18 protein-coding genes are annotated in these 20786 nt (G+C 73.5%); 8 read left to right on the top strand and 10 right to left on the bottom strand.

Going from position 1 to position 20786, the window contains the following annotated elements; genetic code table 11:
- Position 1 precedes the first annotated feature (1 nt).
- The 3 genes from SMD11_RS30700 to SMD11_RS30710 all read right to left on the bottom strand — a co-directional run bounded on the left by SMD11_RS30700 (position 2) and on the right by SMD11_RS30710 (position 3329).
- On the bottom strand, positions 2–991 hold the full coding sequence (locus SMD11_RS30700) for an iron-siderophore ABC transporter substrate-binding protein (RefSeq protein WP_087929541.1): 990 nt from the start codon (positions 989–991) through the stop codon (positions 2–4).
- Positions 988–1848 (bottom strand): ABC transporter ATP-binding protein, encoded by an 861-nt coding sequence (locus SMD11_RS30705; protein ID WP_087929542.1) that lies wholly within the window; start codon positions 1846–1848, stop codon positions 988–990. The genes SMD11_RS30700 and SMD11_RS30705 overlap by 4 nt, the downstream gene beginning before the upstream one ends.
- 98 nt (positions 1849–1946) lie before the next feature.
- Entirely contained in the window at positions 1947–3329 is a 1383-nt protein-coding gene (locus SMD11_RS30710) for a M14 family metallopeptidase (protein WP_234366239.1), read from the bottom strand.
- A 165-nt stretch (positions 3330–3494) separates the two neighbouring features.
- Between SMD11_RS30710 and SMD11_RS30715 the strand changes: the two genes are divergently transcribed.
- Positions 3495–4910 (top strand): polysaccharide lyase 6 family protein, encoded by a 1416-nt coding sequence (locus SMD11_RS30715; RefSeq protein ID WP_087929543.1) that lies wholly within the window; start codon positions 3495–3497, stop codon positions 4908–4910.
- A gap of 207 nt (positions 4911–5117) precedes the next feature.
- Positions 5118–6542, top strand: coding sequence for a rifampin monooxygenase (gene rox, locus SMD11_RS30720; RefSeq protein ID WP_087929544.1), 1425 nt, complete (start codon positions 5118–5120; stop codon positions 6540–6542).
- A 190-nt stretch (positions 6543–6732) separates the two neighbouring features.
- On the opposite strand, the gene SMD11_RS30725 is transcribed toward rox, so the two are convergent.
- The 3 genes from SMD11_RS30725 to SMD11_RS30735 all read right to left on the bottom strand — a co-directional run bounded on the left by SMD11_RS30725 (position 6733) and on the right by SMD11_RS30735 (position 8811).
- Positions 6733–7656, bottom strand: coding sequence for an RNA polymerase sigma-70 factor (locus SMD11_RS30725; protein WP_087929545.1), 924 nt, complete (start codon positions 7654–7656; stop codon positions 6733–6735).
- 135 nt (positions 7657–7791) lie between these two features.
- Entirely contained in the window at positions 7792–8265 is a 474-nt protein-coding gene (locus SMD11_RS30730; protein WP_087929546.1) for a carboxymuconolactone decarboxylase family protein, read from the bottom strand.
- A 120-nt stretch (positions 8266–8385) separates the two neighbouring features.
- Complete coding sequence (locus SMD11_RS30735; RefSeq protein ID WP_087929547.1) at positions 8386–8811, bottom strand: PepSY domain-containing protein; 426 nt, start codon at positions 8809–8811, stop codon at positions 8386–8388.
- Positions 8812–8956: 145 nt separating this feature from the next.
- On the opposite strand from SMD11_RS30735, the gene SMD11_RS30740 reads away from it, so the two are divergent.
- The 4 genes from SMD11_RS30740 to SMD11_RS30755 all read left to right on the top strand — a co-directional run bounded on the left by SMD11_RS30740 (position 8957) and on the right by SMD11_RS30755 (position 13376).
- Positions 8957–9643, top strand: coding sequence for a response regulator transcription factor (locus tag SMD11_RS30740; protein WP_087929548.1), 687 nt, complete (start codon positions 8957–8959; stop codon positions 9641–9643).
- Entirely contained in the window at positions 9636–11123 is a 1488-nt protein-coding gene (locus tag SMD11_RS30745; RefSeq protein ID WP_087929549.1) for a sensor histidine kinase, read from the top strand. The genes SMD11_RS30740 and SMD11_RS30745 overlap by 8 nt, the downstream gene beginning before the upstream one ends.
- Positions 11124–11251: 128 nt before the next feature.
- The gene (locus tag SMD11_RS30750; protein ID WP_234366240.1) at positions 11252–12832 is read left to right on the top strand and encodes a hypothetical protein; all 1581 of its coding nucleotides are present in this window, start codon (positions 11252–11254) and stop codon (positions 12830–12832) included.
- Positions 12833–12977: 145 nt separating this feature from the next.
- On the top strand, positions 12978–13376 hold the full coding sequence (locus SMD11_RS30755) for a hypothetical protein (RefSeq protein WP_159395408.1): 399 nt from the start codon (positions 12978–12980) through the stop codon (positions 13374–13376).
- A 64-nt stretch (positions 13377–13440) separates the two neighbouring features.
- On the opposite strand, the gene SMD11_RS30760 is transcribed toward SMD11_RS30755, so the two are convergent.
- Positions 13441–14427 carry an aldo/keto reductase gene (locus SMD11_RS30760; protein ID WP_087929552.1) on the bottom strand — a complete coding sequence of 329 codons (987 nt, stop codon included), beginning with the start codon at positions 14425–14427 and terminating at the stop codon, positions 13441–13443.
- A gap of 246 nt (positions 14428–14673) precedes the next feature.
- On the opposite strand from SMD11_RS30760, the gene SMD11_RS30765 reads away from it, so the two are divergent.
- Positions 14674–15984, top strand: coding sequence for an aminotransferase class V-fold PLP-dependent enzyme (locus tag SMD11_RS30765; protein ID WP_087929553.1), 1311 nt, complete (start codon positions 14674–14676; stop codon positions 15982–15984).
- Positions 15985–15997: 13 nt separating this feature from the next.
- On the opposite strand, the gene SMD11_RS30770 is transcribed toward SMD11_RS30765, so the two are convergent.
- On the bottom strand, positions 15998–16894 hold the full coding sequence (locus tag SMD11_RS30770; RefSeq protein ID WP_087929554.1) for an alpha/beta fold hydrolase: 897 nt from the start codon (positions 16892–16894) through the stop codon (positions 15998–16000).
- A 376-nt stretch (positions 16895–17270) separates the two neighbouring features.
- On the bottom strand, positions 17271–18212 hold the full coding sequence (locus SMD11_RS30775) for an NAD-dependent epimerase/dehydratase family protein (protein WP_087929555.1): 942 nt from the start codon (positions 18210–18212) through the stop codon (positions 17271–17273).
- Between the two features lie 129 nt (positions 18213–18341).
- Here SMD11_RS30775 and SMD11_RS30780 point away from each other — a divergent pair, with 129 nt between their 5' ends.
- The gene (locus tag SMD11_RS30780; protein WP_087930832.1) at positions 18342–19175 is read left to right on the top strand and encodes a maleylpyruvate isomerase family mycothiol-dependent enzyme; all 834 of its coding nucleotides are present in this window, start codon (positions 18342–18344) and stop codon (positions 19173–19175) included.
- Between the two features lie 28 nt (positions 19176–19203).
- Here SMD11_RS30780 and SMD11_RS30785 read toward each other — a convergent pair whose 3' ends face one another.
- Positions 19204–20562, bottom strand: coding sequence for a hypothetical protein (locus tag SMD11_RS30785; protein WP_087929556.1), 1359 nt, complete (start codon positions 20560–20562; stop codon positions 19204–19206).
- Positions 20563–20786: the final 224 nt, after the last annotated feature.

Consider the following 20786-nt stretch of genomic DNA (forward strand, 5'->3'; position numbering starts at 1 on the left):
GCTACTTCTTCTTCAGGGCCTCGACGACGGAGTCGACGTACTTGCCCATCGACTGGGGGCCGCCGAACATCCAGATGCCGTCGGGCAGCCGGTGGACGTTGCCCTTCTCCACGAACGGCAGCGACGTCCACGCGGAGTCCTTCGCCAGGACGCCGGCGAACGGCGTGCTGTTCTTGTCGCCCTCGCTGCCGATGTAGGCGAACCGGACGTCCTCGTCGAGCTTGGTGAGGCCCTCGACGTCGGTGGAGCCGAGCCCGTAGCTCTTGTCGCCCTCGACGGTCCAGGCGTTCTTCAGACCGAGCTTCTCGTTGACGGCCCCGATGAGCGAACCGCTGGTGTACGGCCGGATCGTGACCTGGTTGGAGACGACGTAACCGTCGGCGAAGGCGTACTTCGCCCCGCCGTGACCGGCGTCGGCGAGCGCCTTCCTGCCCTCGCCCAGCTTCGCCTCGAAGTCCTTCTTGAGCTTCTCGGCCTGCTGTGTGGTGCCGGTGGCCTTGGCTATGAGGTCGAGGTTCTTGTTCATCTGCCCGATCGGGTCGGCGGCGTCGGCGGCGCGCACCTCCAGGACCGGGGCGACCTTGCGCAGCTGCTTCACGACGGCCGGCTTGAGGTCGTCGGTGGCGACGATGAGGTCCGGCTTCAGGGCGGCGATGGTGTCCGTGCTCGGCTCACCGCGGGTGCCGATGTCCTTGGGGTCGTTCTTGAGCGGGGCCGCGGTGTTCCAGGTCTTGTAGCCCTTGACGTCGGCGACGCCGGCGGGGGCGACGCCCAGCGAGACCAGGCTCTCGACGACGTTCCACTCGGTGCCGACGACCTTCTTGGCCGGGCCGTCGAGCTCCACCTTCGCGCCCTTGGCGTCGGTGAGGGTGAGGGGCTCGGCGGTCTTCTTCTTCGCGTCGTCGTCGGCGGCGGGCTCGGTGGTTCCGCAGGCGGTCAGGGCGAGGGCAGCGGCGGTGGCGGCCGCCGCGGTGAGGAGGAAGCGTCTCATGAGGTGGTGCTGAGCCTTTCGTTACGCGTGTGGTGCCGGCCGATCGCGCGGGTGCGCAGCCGGCCCGTGGTGGGGTCGTGGTCGACCTCGATGCGGATGCCGTACGTGTCGGTGAGTTGCCGCGGTGTCAGGACGTCCTCGGGGAGGCCGTCGGCGATGACCCGGCCCGCGCGGAGCAGCACGATGCGGTCGGCCACGGCCGCGGCCTGGTCGAGGTCGTGCAGGACGGCGCCGACGGCGATCCCGTGGTCGTCCGCCAGGTCGCGGACCAGGTCGAGGAGCTCGATCTGGTACCGCAGGTCGAGGTAGGTCGTCGGCTCGTCGAGGAGCAGCACGCCGGTCTCCTGCGCGAGGCAGCCGGCGAGCCAGACGCGCTGGAGCTGTCCTCCGGAGAGGTGTTCGGCGCCGCGCTCGGCGAGTTCCCCGACGCCCGTCATGGCGAGCGCGCGGTCCACGGCGGCCCGGCCTCCCGGGTCCGCCTTGCCCCAGCGGCCCTGGTGCGGGTAGCGGCCGAATTCGACCACATCCCGGACGGTCAGTCCACTGGGGGTGGGGCGCCCTTGGGTCAGCAGGGCCACGCGGCGTGAGAACTCGCGGGGGGACAGCGCGAGGCCGTCGGTGTCGGAGTCGATGACGAGCTCGGCGGTCCGGGGGCGCTGGAGCCGGGCGAGCGTGCGCAGGAGCGTCGACTTCCCGCTGCCGTTGGGACCCACCAGGACGGTCACTTCACCGGGCCGCAGCGTCAGGGACGCGTCGTGCACGACGTCGACGCCGTCGTACGCCACGGTGACACCCGTGGCCGACAGCTCATGCCCACGGGGACGCCTGGCGTCGGGGGTCTCTTCAGCAACTCTCACGCTGCGAAGGTTAGCCTAACCTTATGACGGGGTGAAGTGGGGTCGGGACGGCCGGGCACAAGACGAAATTTCGCCATATTTTTCGAGTCGGCCGCGCTTCAGCAGTGGTCGACGGGCTCGGCGGCGGTGAGCGCGTACGACGCCCTGGCGTCCAGCAGCAGTGGCACCAGGGACCGCAGCGGCTGGCGCAGCGGGACCAGCGCGCCGCCCGCCGGGGAGGGGACGGCCCGGACGCCGTGCAGGGCGAGCTCGTCCCGGGTGTCCGCGTACTGCCCGGCGGTGAGCCGGTAGGCGCAGGGCGGGTCGGTCAGGGTCCGGCCGGGCGGCGCGGGTTCGTTGTCGGCGCCGCCGAGGTGGACCGGGCCGCGGTCGGCGAGGCCCTTGAGGCGCGCCGCGGCCGTGGCCGCGACGATGTGCCCGCGCCGCTCGTCCGCGAAGGCGAGCGTCCCGTCGAGCGCGGCGAGGTGGGAGCGCACCCGGCGCCGGTTGTTCAGGGCCGGGTCCGCCTTCTCCGCTTCCGTCGCCGGGTCGACGCGGCTCTCGATGAGCAGGCCGACCGCGTGCTTGATGCCGGCGGTGTTGCGCAGTATGCGCTCCTGCCCGTCGCCGGCTACCTGCTTGACGGGCTCGCCGGTCACCGGGTCGGTCCAGATGCCGTAGGTGCCCGTGCTGTGCCCGGCGTCGCGGGCGGTGGGGCGCACGTGGTCCGCCGAGAGGGTCCGTGCCTCCCGGTGCACGCGCGGGTCGGTGTTGAGGTTGCGCGGCCAGAGGTCGAACAGGTCCTTGTCGTAGTACGGCGGGGTGGCGCCGTACTCGTGCAGGTCGTAGACGATGTCGGGCCGGTGGTCCCGGATGACGGCGGCCAGGGCACGGCTCTCGGCGGTCCTGAGGGCGAGGTGGTCGCGGTTGATGTCGACGCCGTCCGCGTTGGTGCGCGTGCCGGCGGCGCGGCCGTCGGGGTTGGCGGTGGGGACGACCAGGACGGTGGTGCGTTCGAGGAAGCGCCGCGTGGCCGCGTCCGTGGCGTGGGCGAGGTCGCGGACGCGGGTGAGGCAGGCTTCCCGGCCCGCGGGTTCGTCGCCGTGCTGACTGCACGTGAGAAGCAGGGTCCCGGCGGTGCGGTGGGCGGGACCGACGCGGACCAGCTGGAGCGGCCGGCCCTGCCGCGTGGTGCCGATGCGGTGCACGGAGACGCGGTCGCTCGACCCGAGGGCGGCCAGGAGGCGCTGTTCCTCGTCCTGGGTGGTCCAGCGGGCCCCGTGGCTGAGCTCGAATCCGGTGCGGGGCGGAGCGGGGACGGCCTGTACGGGCGCCGGGACGAGTGTCAGGGCGAGCGCGGTGGTGGCGAGGCCGGTGGCGAGGGCCGTCGCCGACGGGCGTCCTCGGGGCCGGAACCGGCCGGCTCGTCCGAGGGGGCGGCCCGCGGCCGTGGTCACGAGCGAACTGTCCGTCATGCGGGTGTTCCGCGTGCGTATCCCCATGGGGCGGAAGGTACTCCGGTCCACTCCTGCGCAACAGAGCGCCGGATCCGCCGCCCGTAATAGTGGAATATATGGCTCCGCTATTACGGAACGTCAGGCATTGCGCAACATCACGGTGGGGCACAAGGATCGGCTCGGTACATATCCGTTCTCTCAGGAGCCATCATGAAAAGACGTACCTTCCTCACCGGCACCCTGCTGGGCGCCGCCGGGCTCGCCGCCGTACCGTTCGGCGCCTCGGCCGCCCCGGTGACGGTGAGTTCCCTGGACGCCCTCCAGAAGGCGATCGACCGCGCGGTGCCCGGCGACCGGATAGTCGTGGCCGACGGCACGTACACCGTCCCGTCGGGGGGCGCCCTTCGTGTCTCGGGGAAGAACGGCACCGGCGACGCGCCGATCACCATCGTCGCGGAGTCCCGTGGCGGCGCGGTGCTCCAGGGCGAGCGCGGCTTCGTCTTCAGCGGTTCGAGCAACATCGTCGTCAGCGGCTTCGCCTTCCGGCAGAGCAGCACGCTGGAGATCCCGGCGAACTCCTCGCGCATCCGGCTGACCCGCAACGACTTCAAGTTCGCCGATGTCAGCGGCCTGGACTGGGTCGTCGTCCGCGGCGACGACGTCAAGATCGACCGGAACCGGTTCCACGACAGGACCACCGAGGGCATCTTCGTCGTCCTCGACGGCGCCGACGACAAGACCGTCGCCCAGAACCTGACCCTGCTCAGGAACCACTTCTCCCGCCACAGCTTCGCCGGCGACAACGGCGGAGAGGCCGTCCGGCTCGGCGACAGCGCCCGGGCGCTGCTCGTCGCGAACGCGGTCGTGGAGCACAACCTGTTCGAGAAGTGCGACGGAGACCCCGAGGCCGTCTCGGTGAAGACCTCGGGCAACACCGTCCAGTACAACACCGTCCGCGACAGCCGTGGCGGGATCGTGCTGCGGCACGGCAACGGTTCCACCGTGCAGGGCAACTACCTGCTCGGCGGCAAGGAGGGCATCCGCGTCTACGGCAACGACCATCTGGTCGTCAACAACTACCTCGGCGGCCTGTCCGGCCGCGCCCTCGTGATCGGCAGCGGCACCACCCGTGACCACCACACCGGCGAGTCGAAGGCGGAGAGGCGGGGCAACGACGCGTGCGACCGCGCGGTGATCGTGCACAACACGCTGGCCGGCAACGCCGGGACGCTCTCGGGCGAGGGGCGTGACCACGCGCCCCAGGACGTGGTCGTCGCCGACAACCTCCTGGTCGCGAGCGCCGGCAGCCTGGTCGCGATGGGGAAGAGCTCCGGCTTCACCTGGCAGGGCAACATCCTGTGGGGCGCCGCGTCCGACGGCAACATCCCCTCCGGCGGATTCCGCCGCGTCGACCCGCTGCTCCGGCAGGAGTCCGACGGGGTGTTCCGGCTGTCGGCGGGCAGCCCCGCGATCGGAGCGGCGACGCTGAAGAGCCGGTCCGTCACCGAGGACATCGACGGCCACCCGCGCGGCGGCGCCCGTGACGTCGGCGCGGACCAGTACACGACGGCGGCTCCGGTCCGGCGCCCCCTCACGGCCGCGGACGTGGGCCCGAACGCCGCCTGAGCGGACAGCGGGCAGCGGCAAGAGACAGGGCACAAAAGACAAGAGGCAAGAGACAAGGCGCAAAAGCCAAGGCACAAAGACAAAGGCAAGGAGCGCACCGCTCCTTGCCACTCTCAACTTATAGCGCACAAGGGGGCTTGCGGCAAGGCCCCGGTCATGACGCAGAATCACCGGTCGAAGCCAGAACTGTGAAATGAGATTTTCTTGATGATCGACGTGATAGTCGTCGGCAGCGGACCGACCGGGTTGATGCTGGCCTGCGAGCTGCGACTGGCCGGGGTGCGCACGGTCGTGCTGGAGAAGCTGACCGAGCCGACCGCGGAGTCCCGCGGGCGCGGTCTGCACGTGCGCAGCGTCGAGGTGATGGACCAGCGCGGCATGCTGGAGCGCTTCCGCGCGGTCAGCGAACCGTTCTCGGTCGGCGGCCCCTTCGCCGCCTTCCCCACGCCGTGGCCGGAGCAGGCGGACACCGCCCACCCGTACGGCCTCGCCATGCCGCAGCCGGTCACCGAGCGGGTGCTGGCCGAGCGCGCCGCCGAACTCGGTGCCGAGGTGCGGCGCGGCTGCGAGGTGGCCGGGCTGAGCCAGGACGAGGACGGGGTGACCGTCGAGCTGGCCGACGGCACGCGGCTGCGCTCGCGCTATGTCGTCGGCTGCGACGGCGGCCGCAGCGCGGTGCGCAAGCTGCTCGGCGTCGGCTTCCCCGGTGAGCCCGCCAAGGTCGAGACGCTGCTGGGCATGCTGGAGTTGACCGCCGATCCGGCGACGGTGGCCGCCGTGACGGCCGAGGTCGCCAAGACCGAGACGCGGTTCGGCACCGTGCCCGGCGAGGACGGGGTGTACCGCGTCATCGTGCCCGCCGACGGCGTGGCCGAGGACCGTGCGGCGCCGACCCTGGAGGAGTTCAAGGAGCGGCTGCGGGAGGTCGCGGGCACCGACTTCGGGGCGCACTCGCCGCGCTGGCTGTCCCGGTTCGGCGATGCCACCCGGCAGGCCGAGCGCTACCGGGTCGGCCGGGTGATGCTGGCCGGAGACGCGGCGCACATCCACCCGCCGATCGGCGGGCAGGGGCTCAACCTCGGTGTGCAGGACGCGTTCAACCTCGGCTGGAAGCTGGCCGCCGAGGTCAACGGCTGGGCACCGGAGGGCCTGCTGGACACCTACCATGCCGAGCGGCACCCGGTGGGTGCCCGCGTGGTGTCCAACACCCGCGCGCAGGGCGTGCTGCTGGGCACCGACGCGGGGGCGACGGCGCTGAAGGAGCTGTTCGCGGAGCTGCTGAAGTTCGAGGCCGTGAACCGGTACGTGACCGAGATGATCACCGCGATCGACGTCCGCTACGACTTCGGCGAGGGCCACGAACTGCTCGGCCGCCGCCTGCGGGACGTCCAGCTGAAGCAGGGGCGTCTCTACGAGCTGATGCGTGACGGCCGCGGCCTGCTGCTCGACCGGACCGGAATGCTCTCCGTGGAGGGCTGGGCGGACCGGGTCGACCACGTCGTCGACATCAGCGAGGAACTGGACGTACCCGCCGTGCTGCTGCGGCCCGACGGCCACGTGGCCTGGGTCGGCGAGGACCAGGCGGACCTGCTCGGCGAGCTGCCGAAGTGGTTCGGCGCCGCCACTGGCTGAGCGCGAAGCCGGTCGCGGCCGTGAACCTTCCGGGACCGTCGGCCGCCCCGCTGACCTCGGCCGGGGAGCGCCCGTGCGGTACGGGCGCTCCCCAGCCGTCTCCCTCGTCACCTCCCCGGCAGGCGAAGCGCTGCTGCCGGCAACGCCGCTGAGGCACCGGCAGGCGTTAGCTGTGCGGCCGGTCCCGCGGCTATGCCGTGGGCCGGCCCACCCGCCGTACCTCGTAGTGGGTCGCCCAGGCGTCCCCGACCGGGCCCAGGTGCCCGAGCTTGTCGGGGTTGAGCACCGCGCGGATCGCCTGGATCTGCCCGTCGAGCACATCGAGGGCCAAGGCGTGGAGCACCTTGCCGTCCCGGTCGCGGAAGATCGCGCCCGGCTGGCCGTTGACCTCGTGCGGTGTGCACGTCACCTCGACCAGGGCCAGCCGGGGGAAGACGGCGGCCAGCAGCCGGGCCACCTTCCCGGCGCCGACGACGGCCCTGGCCAGCTGCGGGGTCTTGCCGCCGCCGTCGCCGACCATCGACACATCGGCGGCGAGCAGTTCCCGCAGGCCGGTGACGTCCCCTTCGCGGAGGGCGGCGAAGAACCGCGCCGCCAGCTCCTCCCGCTCCTGACGGGCCGCCTCGAAGCGCGGCCGCCCGGCCGCCATGTGCCGCCGCGCCCGTACCACCAGCTGCCGGCACGCCGCCTCCGACCGCCCCACCGCCGCGGCGACCTCGTCGAAGCCGAAGCCGAAGACCTCCCGCAGCACGAACGCCGCACGCTCCAGCGGGCTGAGCCGCTCCAGCAACAGCAGCGCCGCCATCGACACCGAGTCGGCCAGCTCCACCGACCGCGCCGGATCCTCGTAAGGGTCGGTGAGCAGCGGCTCGGGGAACCACGGGCCCACGTACTCCTCGCGCCGCACCCGGGCGGAGCGCAGCACGTCGATCGAGATCCGTGTCACCGCGGCCGACAGAAAGGCCTTGGTCGACGTGGGCCGGGTCGCCGAGCCGTCGAAGCGCAGCCATGTCTCCTGCACCGCGTCCTCGGCCTCACCCACACTGCCGAGAATCCGGTAGGCGATCGAGAACAGCAGCGGCCGCAGCTCCTCGAACTCCTCGACCTTGCTCACGCGAAATCCTTTCCCCCTGAAGCCCCCACCAGGCCGTACTCGCCGGTGCGGGCATCCTTCCGATGATCATCCGGGTGACCGGCAGGCCAGGGTACGTCCCCGGCGCCGGCGGCCCGGAGCCGGTCGCCGACGCCGTCAGCGCAGCTGCCCGGCGACGTAGTCGCCGGCCGGCTGCCGGGTCATGACGTTCAGCCGGTTGAACGTGTTCATCAGGGAGATGAGCATCACCAGGGTGCTGAGCTGATCCTCGTCGTAGTGCTCGGCGGCCCGCGCCCACACCTCGTCACCGACCCCGCCGGCCGCGTCCGCGACCCGGGTCCCCTCCTCGGCCAGCTCCAGCGCGGCACGCTCGGCCTCGGTGAAGACCGTGGCCTCCCGCCACACCGCCACCAGGTTCAGCCGCAGGGGGGTCTCACCGGCGGCGGCCGCCTCCTTGGTGTGCATGTCGACGCACACGGCGCAGCTGTTGATCTGGCTCACGCGCAGCGCCACCAGCTCCTGCGTGGCGGCCGGCAGCGTCGAGTCCTTGAGCAGCTTGCCCAGCGCCATGAAGTGCTTCAGGGCCTTGCCGGCGGTCGGGGCGGCGAAGAAGTTCAGTCGCGCGTCCATGGTGTGCTCCTTCGAGGTCGTCAGTGGCTACACCCCTTGAGACGAGGTGGCCCGACCCCCTGTGACATGGACGGATGTGACCTGGGTCTCCTGGGCTCGCCGCCCGGCCGGCCCGCGAGGTCAGTCGTCCTGGTCGTCGTCCGTGTCCGCCGTGACCTTGCCGTCGGCGGCGTCGACGGTGACGTCGTGCTCGGTGCCCTTGCCGTCGACGATCTCGACCTCCCAGGCGGCGCGGCCGTGGTCGTCGTCCAGCTCGGCGGAGACGACGGTGCCCGGGACGCTCTTCAGCGCCGCGTCGGTGGCCTGCCGGACGTCGACCTTCGCGTTCTTCAGGAGCGCGAGGTGCTCGGCACGGTCGTCGTCGTGATCGTCGTCGTGGCGCTCGTCCGCCCTGATGGAGGACACGACGGGGGTGTCGCCGCGGCCGTCCTCGGTGAGGGCGGCGGCCGTCGCGGCACCCGCGCCGCCGAGCAGGAGCGTCGCGGCCAGGACGGCGGCGAGGGTGCGGCGGCGGCCGGTCAGTACGCGCTTGAGCTGCGGATTCATGAGAACAGTCCCTCTCGTCTGCGGAGATCCGGCCGCCGGTGGCGGGGCCGGTCGTCATTGCTGTCCTCACGGTGCCGAAGGCTTCCTGAACGCCCGCTGAAGAAAGCTGAAACCTTCTTCAGGTTCGCTCTGCCACGCTGAAGGCATGCGACTGCTGATCGTGGAGGACGAGAAACGGCTGGCCACCACCCTCGCCCGGGGCCTGACCGCCGAGGGCTTCGCCGTCGACGTCGTCCACGACGGCCTGGACGGCCTGCACCGGGCCCGCGAGACCGCCTACGATCTGATCGTCCTCGACATCATGCTGCCCGGCATGAACGGCTACCGCGTCTGCGCCACCCTGCGGGCGGCCGGCGACGACACCCCGATCCTGATGCTGACGGCCAAGGACGGCGAGTACGACGAGGCCGAGGGCCTTGACACCGGCGCCGACGACTACCTCACCAAGCCGTTCTCCTACGTCGTGCTCGTCGCCCGGATCCGCGCCCTGCTGCGCCGCCGCACCCGCGCCGGCACCCCGGTGCTGCGGCTGGGGGACCTGACGGTGGACCCGGACGCGAAGCAGGCGCGGCGCGGCGACACGGAGGTGCCGCTCACCGCGCGGGAGTTCGCCGTCCTCGAACAGCTCGCCCTGCGCGCCGGACAGGTCGTCTCCAAGGCCGAGATCCTCGAACACGTCTGGGACTTCGCCTACGACGGTGACCCGAACATCGTCGAGGTCTACATCCGCACCCTGCGCCGCAAGCTCGACATCCCCTTCGGACGCCGCTCGATCACCACGGTCCGCGGCGCCGGCTACCGGCTCGCCACCGACGGTGGCTCCTGTGTCTAGGCCGTTCGCCTCCGTGCGCGCCCGCGCCACCCTCGGCGCCACGGTCGTGGTCGCCCTGGCCCTCGTGGCGGCCGGGATCACCGTCGTCGGCGTGCTGCGCGGAGACCTGACGGACCGGGTGTCCTTGCAGTCCGAGGTCCGCGCCCGCACGGTCGCCGGCTCCCAGGCGGCCCTCAACGGCCGCTTCGGCGAAGCCCCCTTGCCCGAGGACGACGACCAGCTCGTCCAGATCGTCGGCGGCGCCGGCCGCGTCCTCGCCGCGAGCGAGCCGCTGCGCGGACGCGGGCCCCTCACCACGTACGACCCCGCCCCCGCGGCCACGCGGAATCATCCGGAGCGCGACGACGACGAGGGCGACGAGCGGGACGACCACGACGGGCCACCACGCCGCGGTCAGGTCGCCACCGACACCGGCCACAAGACCCTCGCCGTCACCGTCGACGACGAGAAGGCGGAGTACCGCTTCGCCTCCGTCCACGCCACCACGTACGACGGCCGCACCTACACCGTCTACGCCGCCACCCCCCTGGACGACGAAGAGGAGACGATCACCTCCGTCACCCGGGCCATGCTCATCGGCCTGCCCCTGCTCCTCCTCGTCATCGCCGCCGTCACCTGGCTCGTCACCCGCCGCGCGCTGCGCCCCGTCGAGGCCATCCGGTCGCGCATGGCCGAGATCACCTCCAGCCACGACCTGAGCCGCCGCGTGCCCGAACCGGCCTCGCGGGACGAGGTGGCACGCCTGGCCGCGACCACCAACCAGACCCTGGCCGCCCTGGAGACCTCCGTCGAACGACAGCGCCGCTTCGTCGCCGACGCCTCCCACGAACTGCGCAACCCCATCGCCAGCCTCCGCACCCAGCTGGAGGTCGCCCACGCCCACCCCGGGCTCCTGGAGACCGACGGGCTCCTCGAAGAGGTGATCCGCCTCCAGACACTCGCCGCCGACCTGCTGCTGCTCGCCCGGCTCGACGCCGGCGACGGCGCCGACGCGGGCACCGTGGACCTCGCCCGGCTGGTACGCGCGGAACTGGTCCAGCGGGCGGCGACCGACCGGATCACGCCCGGCGTGCGGATCACCGGCGAGAGCCATACGGTGCCCGGCAACGCCTCCCGGCTCACCCGCGTGCTCGGCAACCTGCTCGACAACGCCCAACGGCATGCCGCCTCGCGGGTGTCCGTGACCCTGAGCGGACAGGGCGACCGGGTCGTGCTGTCCGTCGGCGACGACGGCGAGGGCGTGCCCGCCGCCGAGCGGGAGCGCGTCTTCGAACGGTTCGTCCGGCTCGACGACGCGCGCAGCCGTGACGAGGGAGGCGCGGGCCTGGGCCTGGCCATCGCCCGCGACGTCGTACGCCGGCACGGCGGCCGGATCTCGGTGGGCCGGGCCCCGGAGGGCGGAGCCCTCTTCGAGGTCGAGCTGCCGTGCCTGCGCACCCCCGGCGAACAGTCGCGGACGCCCGGTCCCGGCCAGGCCTGACGCCTTCCCTCCCGCCTGTCCCGCCGGCGGCGGGCGACGGCCCCCCGAGCTGCCCGCGGTGCGCGTGTGACGCGGGGAACTTAGTGTGGAACCGACCGTGACCACTCCGCGTGGGCGAGGAGGGCGTGGTGCATCACGTCGGGCGCCAGGTCGCGGACGACCGGGAACGCGCCGCCGGCCCGGCCGCGCGACAAGGGGCCGACGCCTTCCGCGCCGCCACGAGGGGAGCCCGCCGGTGGCGCGGGCCCGCGCCGTTGGTGTGGGTGGCGGTGGCCTTCGCCGTGGTCCAGCTGGCGGTGATGCCGCTGCGGCTGCCGCTCGGCTGGGACGAGGCCGTGTACGTGAGCCAGGTCAGCCCCCGGGTGCCGGCCGCGTACTTCAGCGCGCCGCGGGCCCGCGGCATCAGCTGGCTGGCCGCGCCCGCGGTGCTGCTCAGCGCGTCCGTGGTGGTGCTGCGGGCCTGGATGGTGACGCTCGCCACGGCCGGTCTGGCGGTGGCCTTCTGGCCGTGGCGCCGCCTGGCCGGCGACGCGGTGACGGCGGTGGCGGCCGCGGCCTTCGCCGGCCTGTGGGTCGTGCAGTTCTACGCCGGCGAGGTCATGCCGAACCTCTACGTGGCCTACGGGGCGACGGCCGCGACGGGATGGTTCCTGCGGGCCGTGACCGGGCCCGGGCGGCGGGGCGTGATCGCCGTGGCGGTGAGCGTGGCGTTCACCGCGTCGACGCGCCCGCCCGACGCGGTCTTCCTCGCGCTCGCGCTGCTCACGGCCGTGGTGGTGACGCCCTCCTGGCGCCGGTGGCGGCCGGCGGCCGCCGTGGCGGGCGGCCTGGCCGCCGGACTGGTGCCGTGGCTCGCCGAGGCGTACACCCGCTTCGACGGGCCGCTGGCCCGGCTGCGGGACGGCAGCGGAGTCCAGGGCGGCATGGGGTGGACCAACACCCTCGGCATGCACCTGCGCGCCCTGAACGGGCCGCTGCTGTGCCGCCCCTGCCACCTCACCTGGGACTACCCGCCGCTGTCACTCTGGTGGCTCGCCACGCCCGCCGTGGCCGCCGCGGCCCTGCTCCTGGCCGGGCGCCGGCGCGGCCGGCCCGCCCGCCTCCGGCGCGGTTCGCCGCGGACGGCCGTGCTCGCTCTGCCGGCGGCCTGCGCGGTGGCGATGTCGGCGCAGTACCTCTTCCTCCTCGACTACGCGGCGCCGCGCTTCCTCATGCCGGCCTACGCCCAACTCGCCGTCCCCGTCGCGGCCTTCGCCGTGGCCCTGATCCGTGGCGCCGGACGGCGCCGGCGGCCGGCCGTGGCCGTGGTGCTGGGTGTCTGCTTCGCCCTGCACCTGGTCTCCCAGTACCTGGTGCTCCAGCGGAGGACCGAGGACCAGACGCGCCTGCGCGCCGACACGCTGCGGGCCGCCGGGCTCCTGCACCGGGCCGGTCTGCGGCCGCCGTGCACGCTGGTCGGCCCCGAGGTCGTCCCCCTCGCCTTCCACGCGGGCTGCTCGTCCGAGGCGCTGAGCGGCAACAACGCCTCCGTCACCGTCGGCGAGCTGCTGCGGCGCGTACGGGCGGAGCCGGTGGCCGTCGCCGCCCGCGGTCCGCGGGCGCCGGGGTTCGCGCGCGGCTGGACGCCGTGTGTGCTGCGGATGCCGGACGGGGCCGACTGGTACCTCCACCTGGCGCCGTCGCCTCGGGTGACAGGGCGCTGCGGCTGACCGCGCCGGGGTCAGCGTGTACGCCCTGCCACCCACAAGGGGGGTCTTACCACTGAACGCACCCGCCCCTCGGGCTCCGGGGAGGAGTCTGGTGCGGGTCGTTCCGACCCGGTATGTGATGACGTCGGAGTCCTGAGGGAGAACCGTGAAAGCAGTCAGGTGTCTGGTCGCTCCGCTCGCCGCGGTGCTGGCGCTGACAGCGGGGTCCGCTTCCGCCGAGGCGCCCGCCAAGCGCGTGGTGCTCACGAAGGCCGACGCCGGGAGAGCCTTGGAGGTGTCTCCCGGTACCGACATCGAGGTGCGCCTCGCCCGCTATTACGACAAGCCGCGTACGTACACCTGGGACGTCCCGCAGACCAGCGACGCCGTGGTGCTCAGGCGGGCGGAGGGCCGCACGACACCGGAAGGCAGCGCCTCCGCGGTGTTCCACGCGAAGAACGAGGGTGTCGCGACGATCAGCGTCACCCGCAAGTGCCGCCCCGACTCCGGCCACATCTGCCCTTTGATCATCGTGCCGTGGAAGGCCAAGGTCGAGGTGAAGTGAGCCGCGCGGCCCGGGCCTTCGACCGCTCCCGCCGGTGCCGCGGCACCGGCGGGAGCGGCGCGGCTCAATTGCCGACGAGGTTGAGGCCGGTCGCGTCGTAGCGGTTGCCGGCGATCCGCTCGGGCGGCGCGGCGGCCTCGATGGCGGCGAGGTCCCCGGGGGTCAGCTCCACGTCCAGGGCGGCGAGGTTCTCCTCCAGGTAGCGCTGCCGGCGGGTGCCGGGGATCGGCACCACGTCGTCGCCCCGGTGCTGGACCCAGGCCAGGGCGAGCTGGCCGGTGGTGACGCCCTTCGCCGCGGCCAGCTCGTCGAGCTTCGCCACGACGGCCAGGTTCCGTTCGAGGTTGCCGTCGGCGAAGCGCGGCTGGGTGCGCCGCAGGTCGGTCGCCGCCATCCCCTCGACCGAGTGGTAACGGCCGGTGAGGAAGCCGCGTCCGAGCGGGGAGAAGGGGACCAGGCCGATGCCGAGTTCGCGGCAGACCGGGGCGGTCTCCGCCTCCAGGTCGCGGGTCCACAGCGACCACTCGCTCTGGAGCGCGGCGATCGGGTGCACCGCGTGCGCGCGCCGGATGGTGCCCACGCCCGCCTCGGACAGCCCGAGGTGGCGGACCTTGCCCTCCCGCACCAGCTCGGCCATGGCGCCGACGGTCTCCTCGATCGGCACGTCGGGGTCGACGCGGTGCTGGTAGTAGAGGTCGATGTGGTCGACGCCGAGCCGGCGCAGCGACGCCTCGCAGGCCTGGCGTACGTAGGCGGCGTCGCCGCGGATGAGGGTGGGCTCGCCCAGGCGGTTGGCGAAGCCGAACTTCGTGGCCAGCACCACCTGGTCGCGGCGCCCGGCGACGGCCTTTCCGATCAGCTCCTCGTTGTGCCCGGCACCGTAGAAGTCGGCGGTGTCCAGCAAGGTCACCCCGAGGTCGAGGGCGCGGTGCACTGTCGCGATCGACTGCGCGTCGTCCGCGGCGCCGTAGACGTGGCTCATGCCCATGCACCCCAGGCCCTGCGCGGAGACGGTCAGGTCACCCAGGCGGCGGGTGGGGACGTCGTTCATGCTGCTGCCTCCTGATGTCGGAATCATCAGTTCAGGACGCTAGGTGCTGGAGTGCGCTCCAAGTCAAACGGGCGCCGTGCCCGTGCCTCCGGAGGCCGGGCGGTCCCCGCTCCCAGGCGTGCGGACGATCGCCCTCCGGGCGGGGGCGTGGCGCCGCCGTCGTCCGGACACTCCCACGAAGCCGTGCCGCCTGTGATTCTGGAACGCGGTCCCGCTCCACCGACTCCTCACCCTGGAGGCTGTTCGATGGTTCTGCCCAGACGTCATGTGCTCGCCTCGCTCGGCGCCGTCGCCGCGATCCCCGCGGCGGCCCGGGGCGCGTCGGAGGAATCGCCCCCGCTGGCCGTCCCCGCCGGTGCCCGGCCCGAGGAGGTCGCCCGGGACGAGGGGTTCTGGCGTGCGGTCGCCCGGCAGTACCGGGTGAGCCGGGAATTCGTCAACCTGGAGAACGGCTACTACGGGATCATGCCGGAGGTCGTGCGCCGCGCCAACGCCCGTAACGTCGAGCGTCTCAACTCGCTCAACTCCTACCTCCTGCGGACCACTTACAAGGCGGAGGCCGAGGAGATCAGGAGACGTACGGCCGCCGTCGCCGGTGTGCCCACGGAGGAGATCGCCCTCACCCGCTGCGGCACCGAAGCGCTCCAGAACCTCATCGGCGGCTACAACCGGCTGCGGCCCGGCGACGACGTCATGTACGCCGACCTCGACTACTACAGCATGCAGTACGCCATGAACTGGCTGAAGGACCGCCGTGGCGCGGGGATCGTGCGCATCGCCGTCCCCGAACCCGCCACCCGCCAGGCCGTGCTGGAGACCTACGCCGAGGCGCTGCGCGCGCACCCGCGCGTCAGACTGCTGCTGCTCAGCCACATGAACAACCGCACCGGCCTGGTCACCCCCGTGCGCGAGATCGTCGCCGCCGCCCGGGAGCGGGACGTCGATGTGATCGTCGACGCGGCGCACTCCTGGGGGCAGCTGGACTTCGCCCTCCCCGATCTCGGCGCGGACTTCGTCGGCCTGTCCCTGCACAAGTGGATGGGCGCGCCGCTCGGCACGGGCTTCCTCCACATCCGCCGGAGCCGCCTCGCCGACATCGACCCCGTCTTCGCCGACGAGACCTACCCGGTCACCGACATCCGCTCACGCGTCCACTCCGGGACGATGGACGTCGCGCCCGTGCTCTCCGTGCCCACGGCGCTGGACTTCCACCGGGCCCTGGGCGGCGGCCCCGTCAAACAGGCCAGGCTGCGCTATCTGCGCGACCGCTGGGTCCGCGCGGCCCGGGACCTGCCCGGCCTGGAGGTGCTCACCCCCGACGAACCCGCGATGTACGGCGGGATCACGTCGTTCCGGGTCACCGGACGGACCTCCGAGGCGGACAACACCGCGATCGCGCGGTACCTGTTCGACGAGTACAAGATCTTCACCGTCCGTCGCGGCGGGCCGGTGAAGGGCGACTGTGTCAGGGTGACGCCCGCGCTCTTCACGGGCCGGGACGACATCGACCGGTTCAGTGCGGCGCTGCGGGACGTGTCCCGGCGGTTCCGCCCCTGACCGTCCGGCCCCTTCAGTGCTCCGGGGAGCGGTCGGCCGGGGCGCCGAGCAGGCGTTCCGTCTCGGTGACGACGACGCCGGGCTCGGACGTGGGGACCATGTGGTCGGCCTGCCGGGCCAGCACGTGCCGTCCGCGCGGCGACTGCCGCGCCCGGTAGGCGTGGGACTCGTTCACGGCCTTCCGGGCCTGTGCGCTCATGCCGGGGGTGGGGCGGGTCGCGGAGATGACGGTGACGGGGAGGTCGCCGAGTCCCGGCGGCCGGCCGAGCAGGGCGCGCAGGTCGGCCTCGACGCGGGCCTGTTCGGCCCCCATGGTGCGCACCGCCGCGACGGTGAAGGCCTCCGCGCGCATGTCGGCGGCGGCGTCGGGCGGCAGGGCGGCGGTCACCTTGCGGAAGAGGAGGCCGAACACCCCGAGGCGGGCCAGCAGCAGGGCCGCCCGGTAGCGGACCCTCTCCAGCCTGCGGATGGAAGGCTCGAAGAGCAGGTCGCAGGTCTCGTCGGTGGGGTCGACCAGCACGAGACCCGCGATCCGTTCGGGCCGGGCCGCCGCGGCGAGGCGCACGACCGGGCCGCCCCAGCTGTGCCCCACCAGGACGAACGGTCCCGGCCCGAGGTGGTCGAGCAGGTCGCCCAGGTCGTCGGCGAGCCTGGCGAGGTGGCGCCGGCCGGACGGATCCGGGGCGCTGCGGCCCAGGCCACTGCGGTCGTAGACCACCGCCCGGGCCGATCCGGCCACGGCCCGCTGGACGAGCGCCCAGTACGAGCGGGGCGACGCCAGGCCTCCCTCGAACACCACGGTGGCCCTTCCACCGCCGTCCGCCGGCCCCGGGTGTTCCATGAAGAACAGCTCGCGGCCGTCGCGGGTCCGCGCGGTGCCCGGTATGCCTTGACTGTGCTGTCGCTGCATGGTGACCGTCCTCAGAAGCGGATACGGTGAGCCGTTCGACCGAAGGGGGCTTAGGTTAGCCTAAGTTGCCGGTGAGTGGTCACGGTCATGCCCCGGGACCCGCGCGCGCCGGAAGCCGGGCGGCCCTTCCGCTCAGGACCGGGGCCGGGTGCGGCGGATGGGGTCGCCTAAGGGGTCGCGGCGCGCGAACTACCCTCCGGGACACGGGCGATCCGGGCCAGGGCCGGGACGTCCAGCGGCCGCGTGGGGGCGCGGTCCATCGCGTCCCGTGCCCGCGGCGTGCGGCGTCGGCGTCTTCCGCGGCGCGGCTCACGGCGCCGTCCACGCACGGGCGCGCCGGGCGGAACGGCGCGCGTCACAAGCCCGGGGCCCGGCGTCACCCCGCGGTGGCCGTTCGCCCGCGCCACCAGTCCACCGTCGCCCCGACCTGCTCGTCGACGGGGGTGGCGCGTACCGCGAACTCGGCTTCGTAGGCGCTCGAATCCATGACGAAGGGCCGGTCGAACTGGTAGCGGATCTCCTTCAGTTCGCGGAGCAGCGGCGAGAAGAGCGACGCGACCCCCAGCGCGGCCGGCGGGGTGCCGCGCACCGCGACCGGCCCCGTGTGCGCCCGGTCGGCGAGCCGGCCGACCATCCGGCGGACGGACAGCGGGGGCTCCGTCGGGACGTGCCAGGCGCGCCCCCAGGCCCGCTCCTCGCCCGCGACCTCGGCCAGGGCCCTGGCCACGTCGGGGAGATAGCTCCAGCTGTGCGGGGCGTCCGGGTCCCCGAGCGTGGCGACCGGCCTGCCGCGCAGCACCCGCGGCACCACCCGCCCGGCCAGGTGCCCGCCGTCGGTCACGCCGGGCCCGAAGAAGTCCGAGGCCCGCACCTCGACCGCCCTGACGCGACCTTGCTCGTGCAGGCTCCGCGCCCGCTCCCAGACGGCGGCCCGCACCCGCCCCTTGGCGCCGGTCGCGGCGAGCGGCAGTTCCTCGGTCATGGGGCCGTCCACCGGGCCGTAGCCGTAGAGGTTGCCCAGCATGACCAGGACGGCCCCGGTCGCCTCGGCCGCCGCGCAGAGGGAGGAGGCCAGCGGCGGCCAGTCGCTCGCCCAGCGGTGGTACGGCGGCGCGGCACAGCTGTAGATCGCGGCCGCGCCCCGGGCTGCCTCGGTCAGCCGCTCGCCGTCCGCCGCGTCCGTCGCCACGTGTTCGATGCAGGGCTCCGGGCTCCGGCCCGACCTCGTGACGACCCGCACGGTATGACCCCGCCCGGCCAGCAGCCGGGCGGTGGCCGCCCCGGCGGGCCCGAATCCCACTACGACACAAAGACTCACCCGCGCACCCTAGCGCGCGCGAGTGATCTCTCCCCTGTGCCAGGTCGTCGCAGGTCGGAGGCGGGTGACCGGCCGGCCCGGCCGGAAATCCGCCCGCGTCGGCGCGCGCCCCTCGCTACCTTGGTCGCCATGAACCCTTCGAGCCGTGAGAGCCCTGACCGGTACGAGCGTCACCGCTTGGAAATCCTCGCCCAGACCGACCTGTTGAGAAGTCACCTCTCCGGCGCGGACCCGGCGTCGCCCGTGCCCTCCTGCCCGGGCTGGGACCTCGGCAGGCTGCTGCGGCACCTCGGTGCCACCCACCGCTGGGCCGCGACGGTCGTACGCACCCGCGCCACCCGGCCCGTGCCCGACACCGAGGTGAACCATCCGCCCGAGCGCCCCGGCGAAGGCCCCGCCGAGCTCGGCGCCTGGCTCGCCGAGGGCGCCGGGCAGCTCGCGGACGCACTGCGCGCCGCCGGGCCCGGCGCGGCGGTGTGGACCCCCGGACCCGGCGGGACGTCCGGCTTCTGGGCCCGCCGCATGGCGTACGAGACGGCAGTGCACCGCGCGGACGCGGCCCTGGCCGTCGGCGTGGAGTTCACCCTCGGCGCCGAGGCCGCCCTGGACGCGCTCGACGAGTGGATGGAGTTCGGCGTGCTGCCGGAGGCCGTGGACCCCGGCCCCGGCACGCCGGGTCTGCTCGGCCCCGGCCGCGTCCTGCGCTTCCACGCCACGGACGCCCCGGCCCACGCGCCGGGGGAGTGGCTGGTCGACCTGACCGGCACGTCCGCGACCTGGCGCCGCGCCCGCCCCGCCGGGATCACGGCGGACGCCGCGGCGTCCGTGCGCGGCCCGCTGGCCGACCTGCTCCTGTTCGTCTACCGGCGCCCCGTCCCCGCCGGGCGTGTCGAGGTCACCGGCGACGTGCCGCTGCTCGACCTCTGGCGGGAGCGGACGGGCTTCTGGCTGGAGGAGGAGTGAGCCCCGGGGCCCGGCGGCCGCGTCCCGGTCAGGAGTCGCTGCCGGCCAGCTTGTGCTCGTAGGTCACCTTGGGGAACTCCCAGGTGTGGTCGAGGACCTTCACCCCGAAGACGGCCAGCTTGGCGAAGAACGAGCCGGTGAGGTCGGCTCCCGCGTAGACGGCCCAGTCGCCGTTGACGCCCTGGGGTGCGTCCGCCTTCGCCGCGCCGGTCTTCGGCGCGCTGCCGTCCCCGGCCACGCCGTGCGCGGTCGCCTTCAGGTACGGCATGAAGTCGGCGGCGACGCCCACCGACCCGTACAGGCCGAGCTGGGCGTGGGTGCCGATGCCGGCCTTCGCCGTGGCCGAGCCCTCGACGCGGGCCGGGGTGCCCGTGGTGGCCGGCTCGGGCCCGGAGAGCGCGCTCCAGCCCTTGTCCGCGTCGTAGCGGGCACCGGCTTCGAGCCGGCCGGTGGAGCGCTGCTCGGCGTCGACGCTGATCTTTCCGTCGGCCGAGACGTCGTAGAAGTAGTCGACCTTCATGGTGAGCACGATCGGCACCGGGCCGAGCCAGACCGTCTTGTCGACGTCGACCTCGGCCGCGGGGATGCGCAGCGGCTTGCGGCCGGTGTCGTACGAGGCGGAGCCCTCGGCGTGGGCCTTGACCTCGTAGGTGTAGTCGGCGGACAGGCCGATCTCCGCCTTGGACGGCTGGACCGAGTACCAGTGGGCCCGCTCGTACGAGAAGAGCATCTCCGGCTTGAGGTCGAGGTGGCCGGAGAGTGCGGAGGAGTGGCCGGCGGTCGGCTTCACGCCGGGCGGCACGGGGACGTCCACGTCGAGCCGGATGCCCTGACCGTCGGACGGTCCGGTGGACACGTGGCCGCCCTGGGTGAGCGGCTTGGTCTTGAGGTCGGCCGCCGTCAGGGGGGTACGGACGTCGGCCTTGGCGTCCCCGAGCGCTTCCGTGAGGTCGGCCGGGGCCGTGTCGACCGTCACGGATCCGCCCGCGCCGGGGTGGGTCGCGGTGACCTTGACCAGGGCGCCGTGGGGGGTGACGGCGGTGACGGGGCTCGCGATCACGTCGCCCACCCGGAGCTGTGCGGGGGTGCCCGCGCCGCTCCCGGCGCCGTCGGACGCCCGCGCGCCGGTCAGGACCGCGTGCCCGCCGGTGGCGTCGTAGCCCGTGAGCCGGGCGCCGCCCACCGGGACCTGGGTGACCTTGCCGTCCGCGCCCGGTCTGACGACGGAGACGGCCTCCTTGTCGGCCGGGCCGTCGCCCGCGCCGACCACCGGCGGGGCCTGGTGCCCGGAGCCGCCCGGGTCGGCGGCCGCGGGGAAGGCGGCGAGCGGCGCCGCCACGCCCGCGAGGAGCAGGGGTATGAGCAGCGAGCGGGGTGCGAACTTCATGCATCACTTCCTTCGGGACCGGGCCGCAACGAGTCCCACCCCCGGACGGAGTTCCGTCCCTCGGCCACCGGGTCACTGAACCCCGGATCCGGCACGGGGATCAAGGAGAATTCGCCTATGGGGGAGTAGCGAGGGGCTATGACGCCCGGGAGGGCGCGGGCCGTCGGCGGGCGTGGCCGGTGCCCGGCCTCGCCCGGAGCGCGATGTCAGACCCCCTTGGCAGA

The organism is Streptomyces albireticuli (assembly GCF_002192455.1).
Taxonomy (GTDB): Bacteria; Actinomycetota; Actinomycetes; order Streptomycetales; family Streptomycetaceae; genus Streptomyces; species Streptomyces albireticuli_B.

What these genes read in the sequence shown, in the direction of transcription:
- SMD11_RS30700 (WP_087929541.1), bottom strand. Translation starts at nt 991, where the DNA reads ATGAGACGCTTCCTCCTCACCGCGGCGGCCGCCACCGCCGCTGCCCTC.
- SMD11_RS30715 (WP_087929543.1), top strand. Translation starts at nt 3,495, where the DNA reads ATGAAAAGACGTACCTTCCTCACCGGCACCCTGCTGGGCGCCGCCGGG.
- rox (WP_087929544.1), top strand. Translation starts at nt 5,118, where the DNA reads ATGATCGACGTGATAGTCGTCGGCAGCGGACCGACCGGGTTGATGCTG.
- SMD11_RS30785 (WP_087929556.1), bottom strand. Translation starts at nt 20,562, where the DNA reads ATGAAGTTCGCACCCCGCTCGCTGCTCATACCCCTGCTCCTCGCGGGC.
- SMD11_RS30735 (WP_087929547.1), bottom strand. Translation starts at nt 8,811, where the DNA reads ATGAATCCGCAGCTCAAGCGCGTACTGACCGGCCGCCGCCGCACCCTC.
- SMD11_RS30760 (WP_087929552.1), bottom strand. Translation starts at nt 14,427, where the DNA reads ATGAACGACGTCCCCACCCGCCGCCTGGGTGACCTGACCGTCTCCGCG.
- SMD11_RS30740 (WP_087929548.1), top strand. Translation starts at nt 8,957, where the DNA reads ATGCGACTGCTGATCGTGGAGGACGAGAAACGGCTGGCCACCACCCTC.
- SMD11_RS30770 (WP_087929554.1), bottom strand. Translation starts at nt 16,894, where the DNA reads ATGCAGCGACAGCACAGTCAAGGCATACCGGGCACCGCGCGGACCCGC.
- SMD11_RS30780 (WP_087930832.1), top strand. Translation starts at nt 18,342, where the DNA reads ATGAACCCTTCGAGCCGTGAGAGCCCTGACCGGTACGAGCGTCACCGC.
- SMD11_RS30730 (WP_087929546.1), bottom strand. Translation starts at nt 8,265, where the DNA reads ATGGACGCGCGACTGAACTTCTTCGCCGCCCCGACCGCCGGCAAGGCC.
- SMD11_RS30765 (WP_087929553.1), top strand. Translation starts at nt 14,674, where the DNA reads ATGGTTCTGCCCAGACGTCATGTGCTCGCCTCGCTCGGCGCCGTCGCC.
- SMD11_RS30710 (WP_234366239.1), bottom strand. Translation starts at nt 3,329, where the DNA reads ATGGGGATACGCACGCGGAACACCCGCATGACGGACAGTTCGCTCGTG.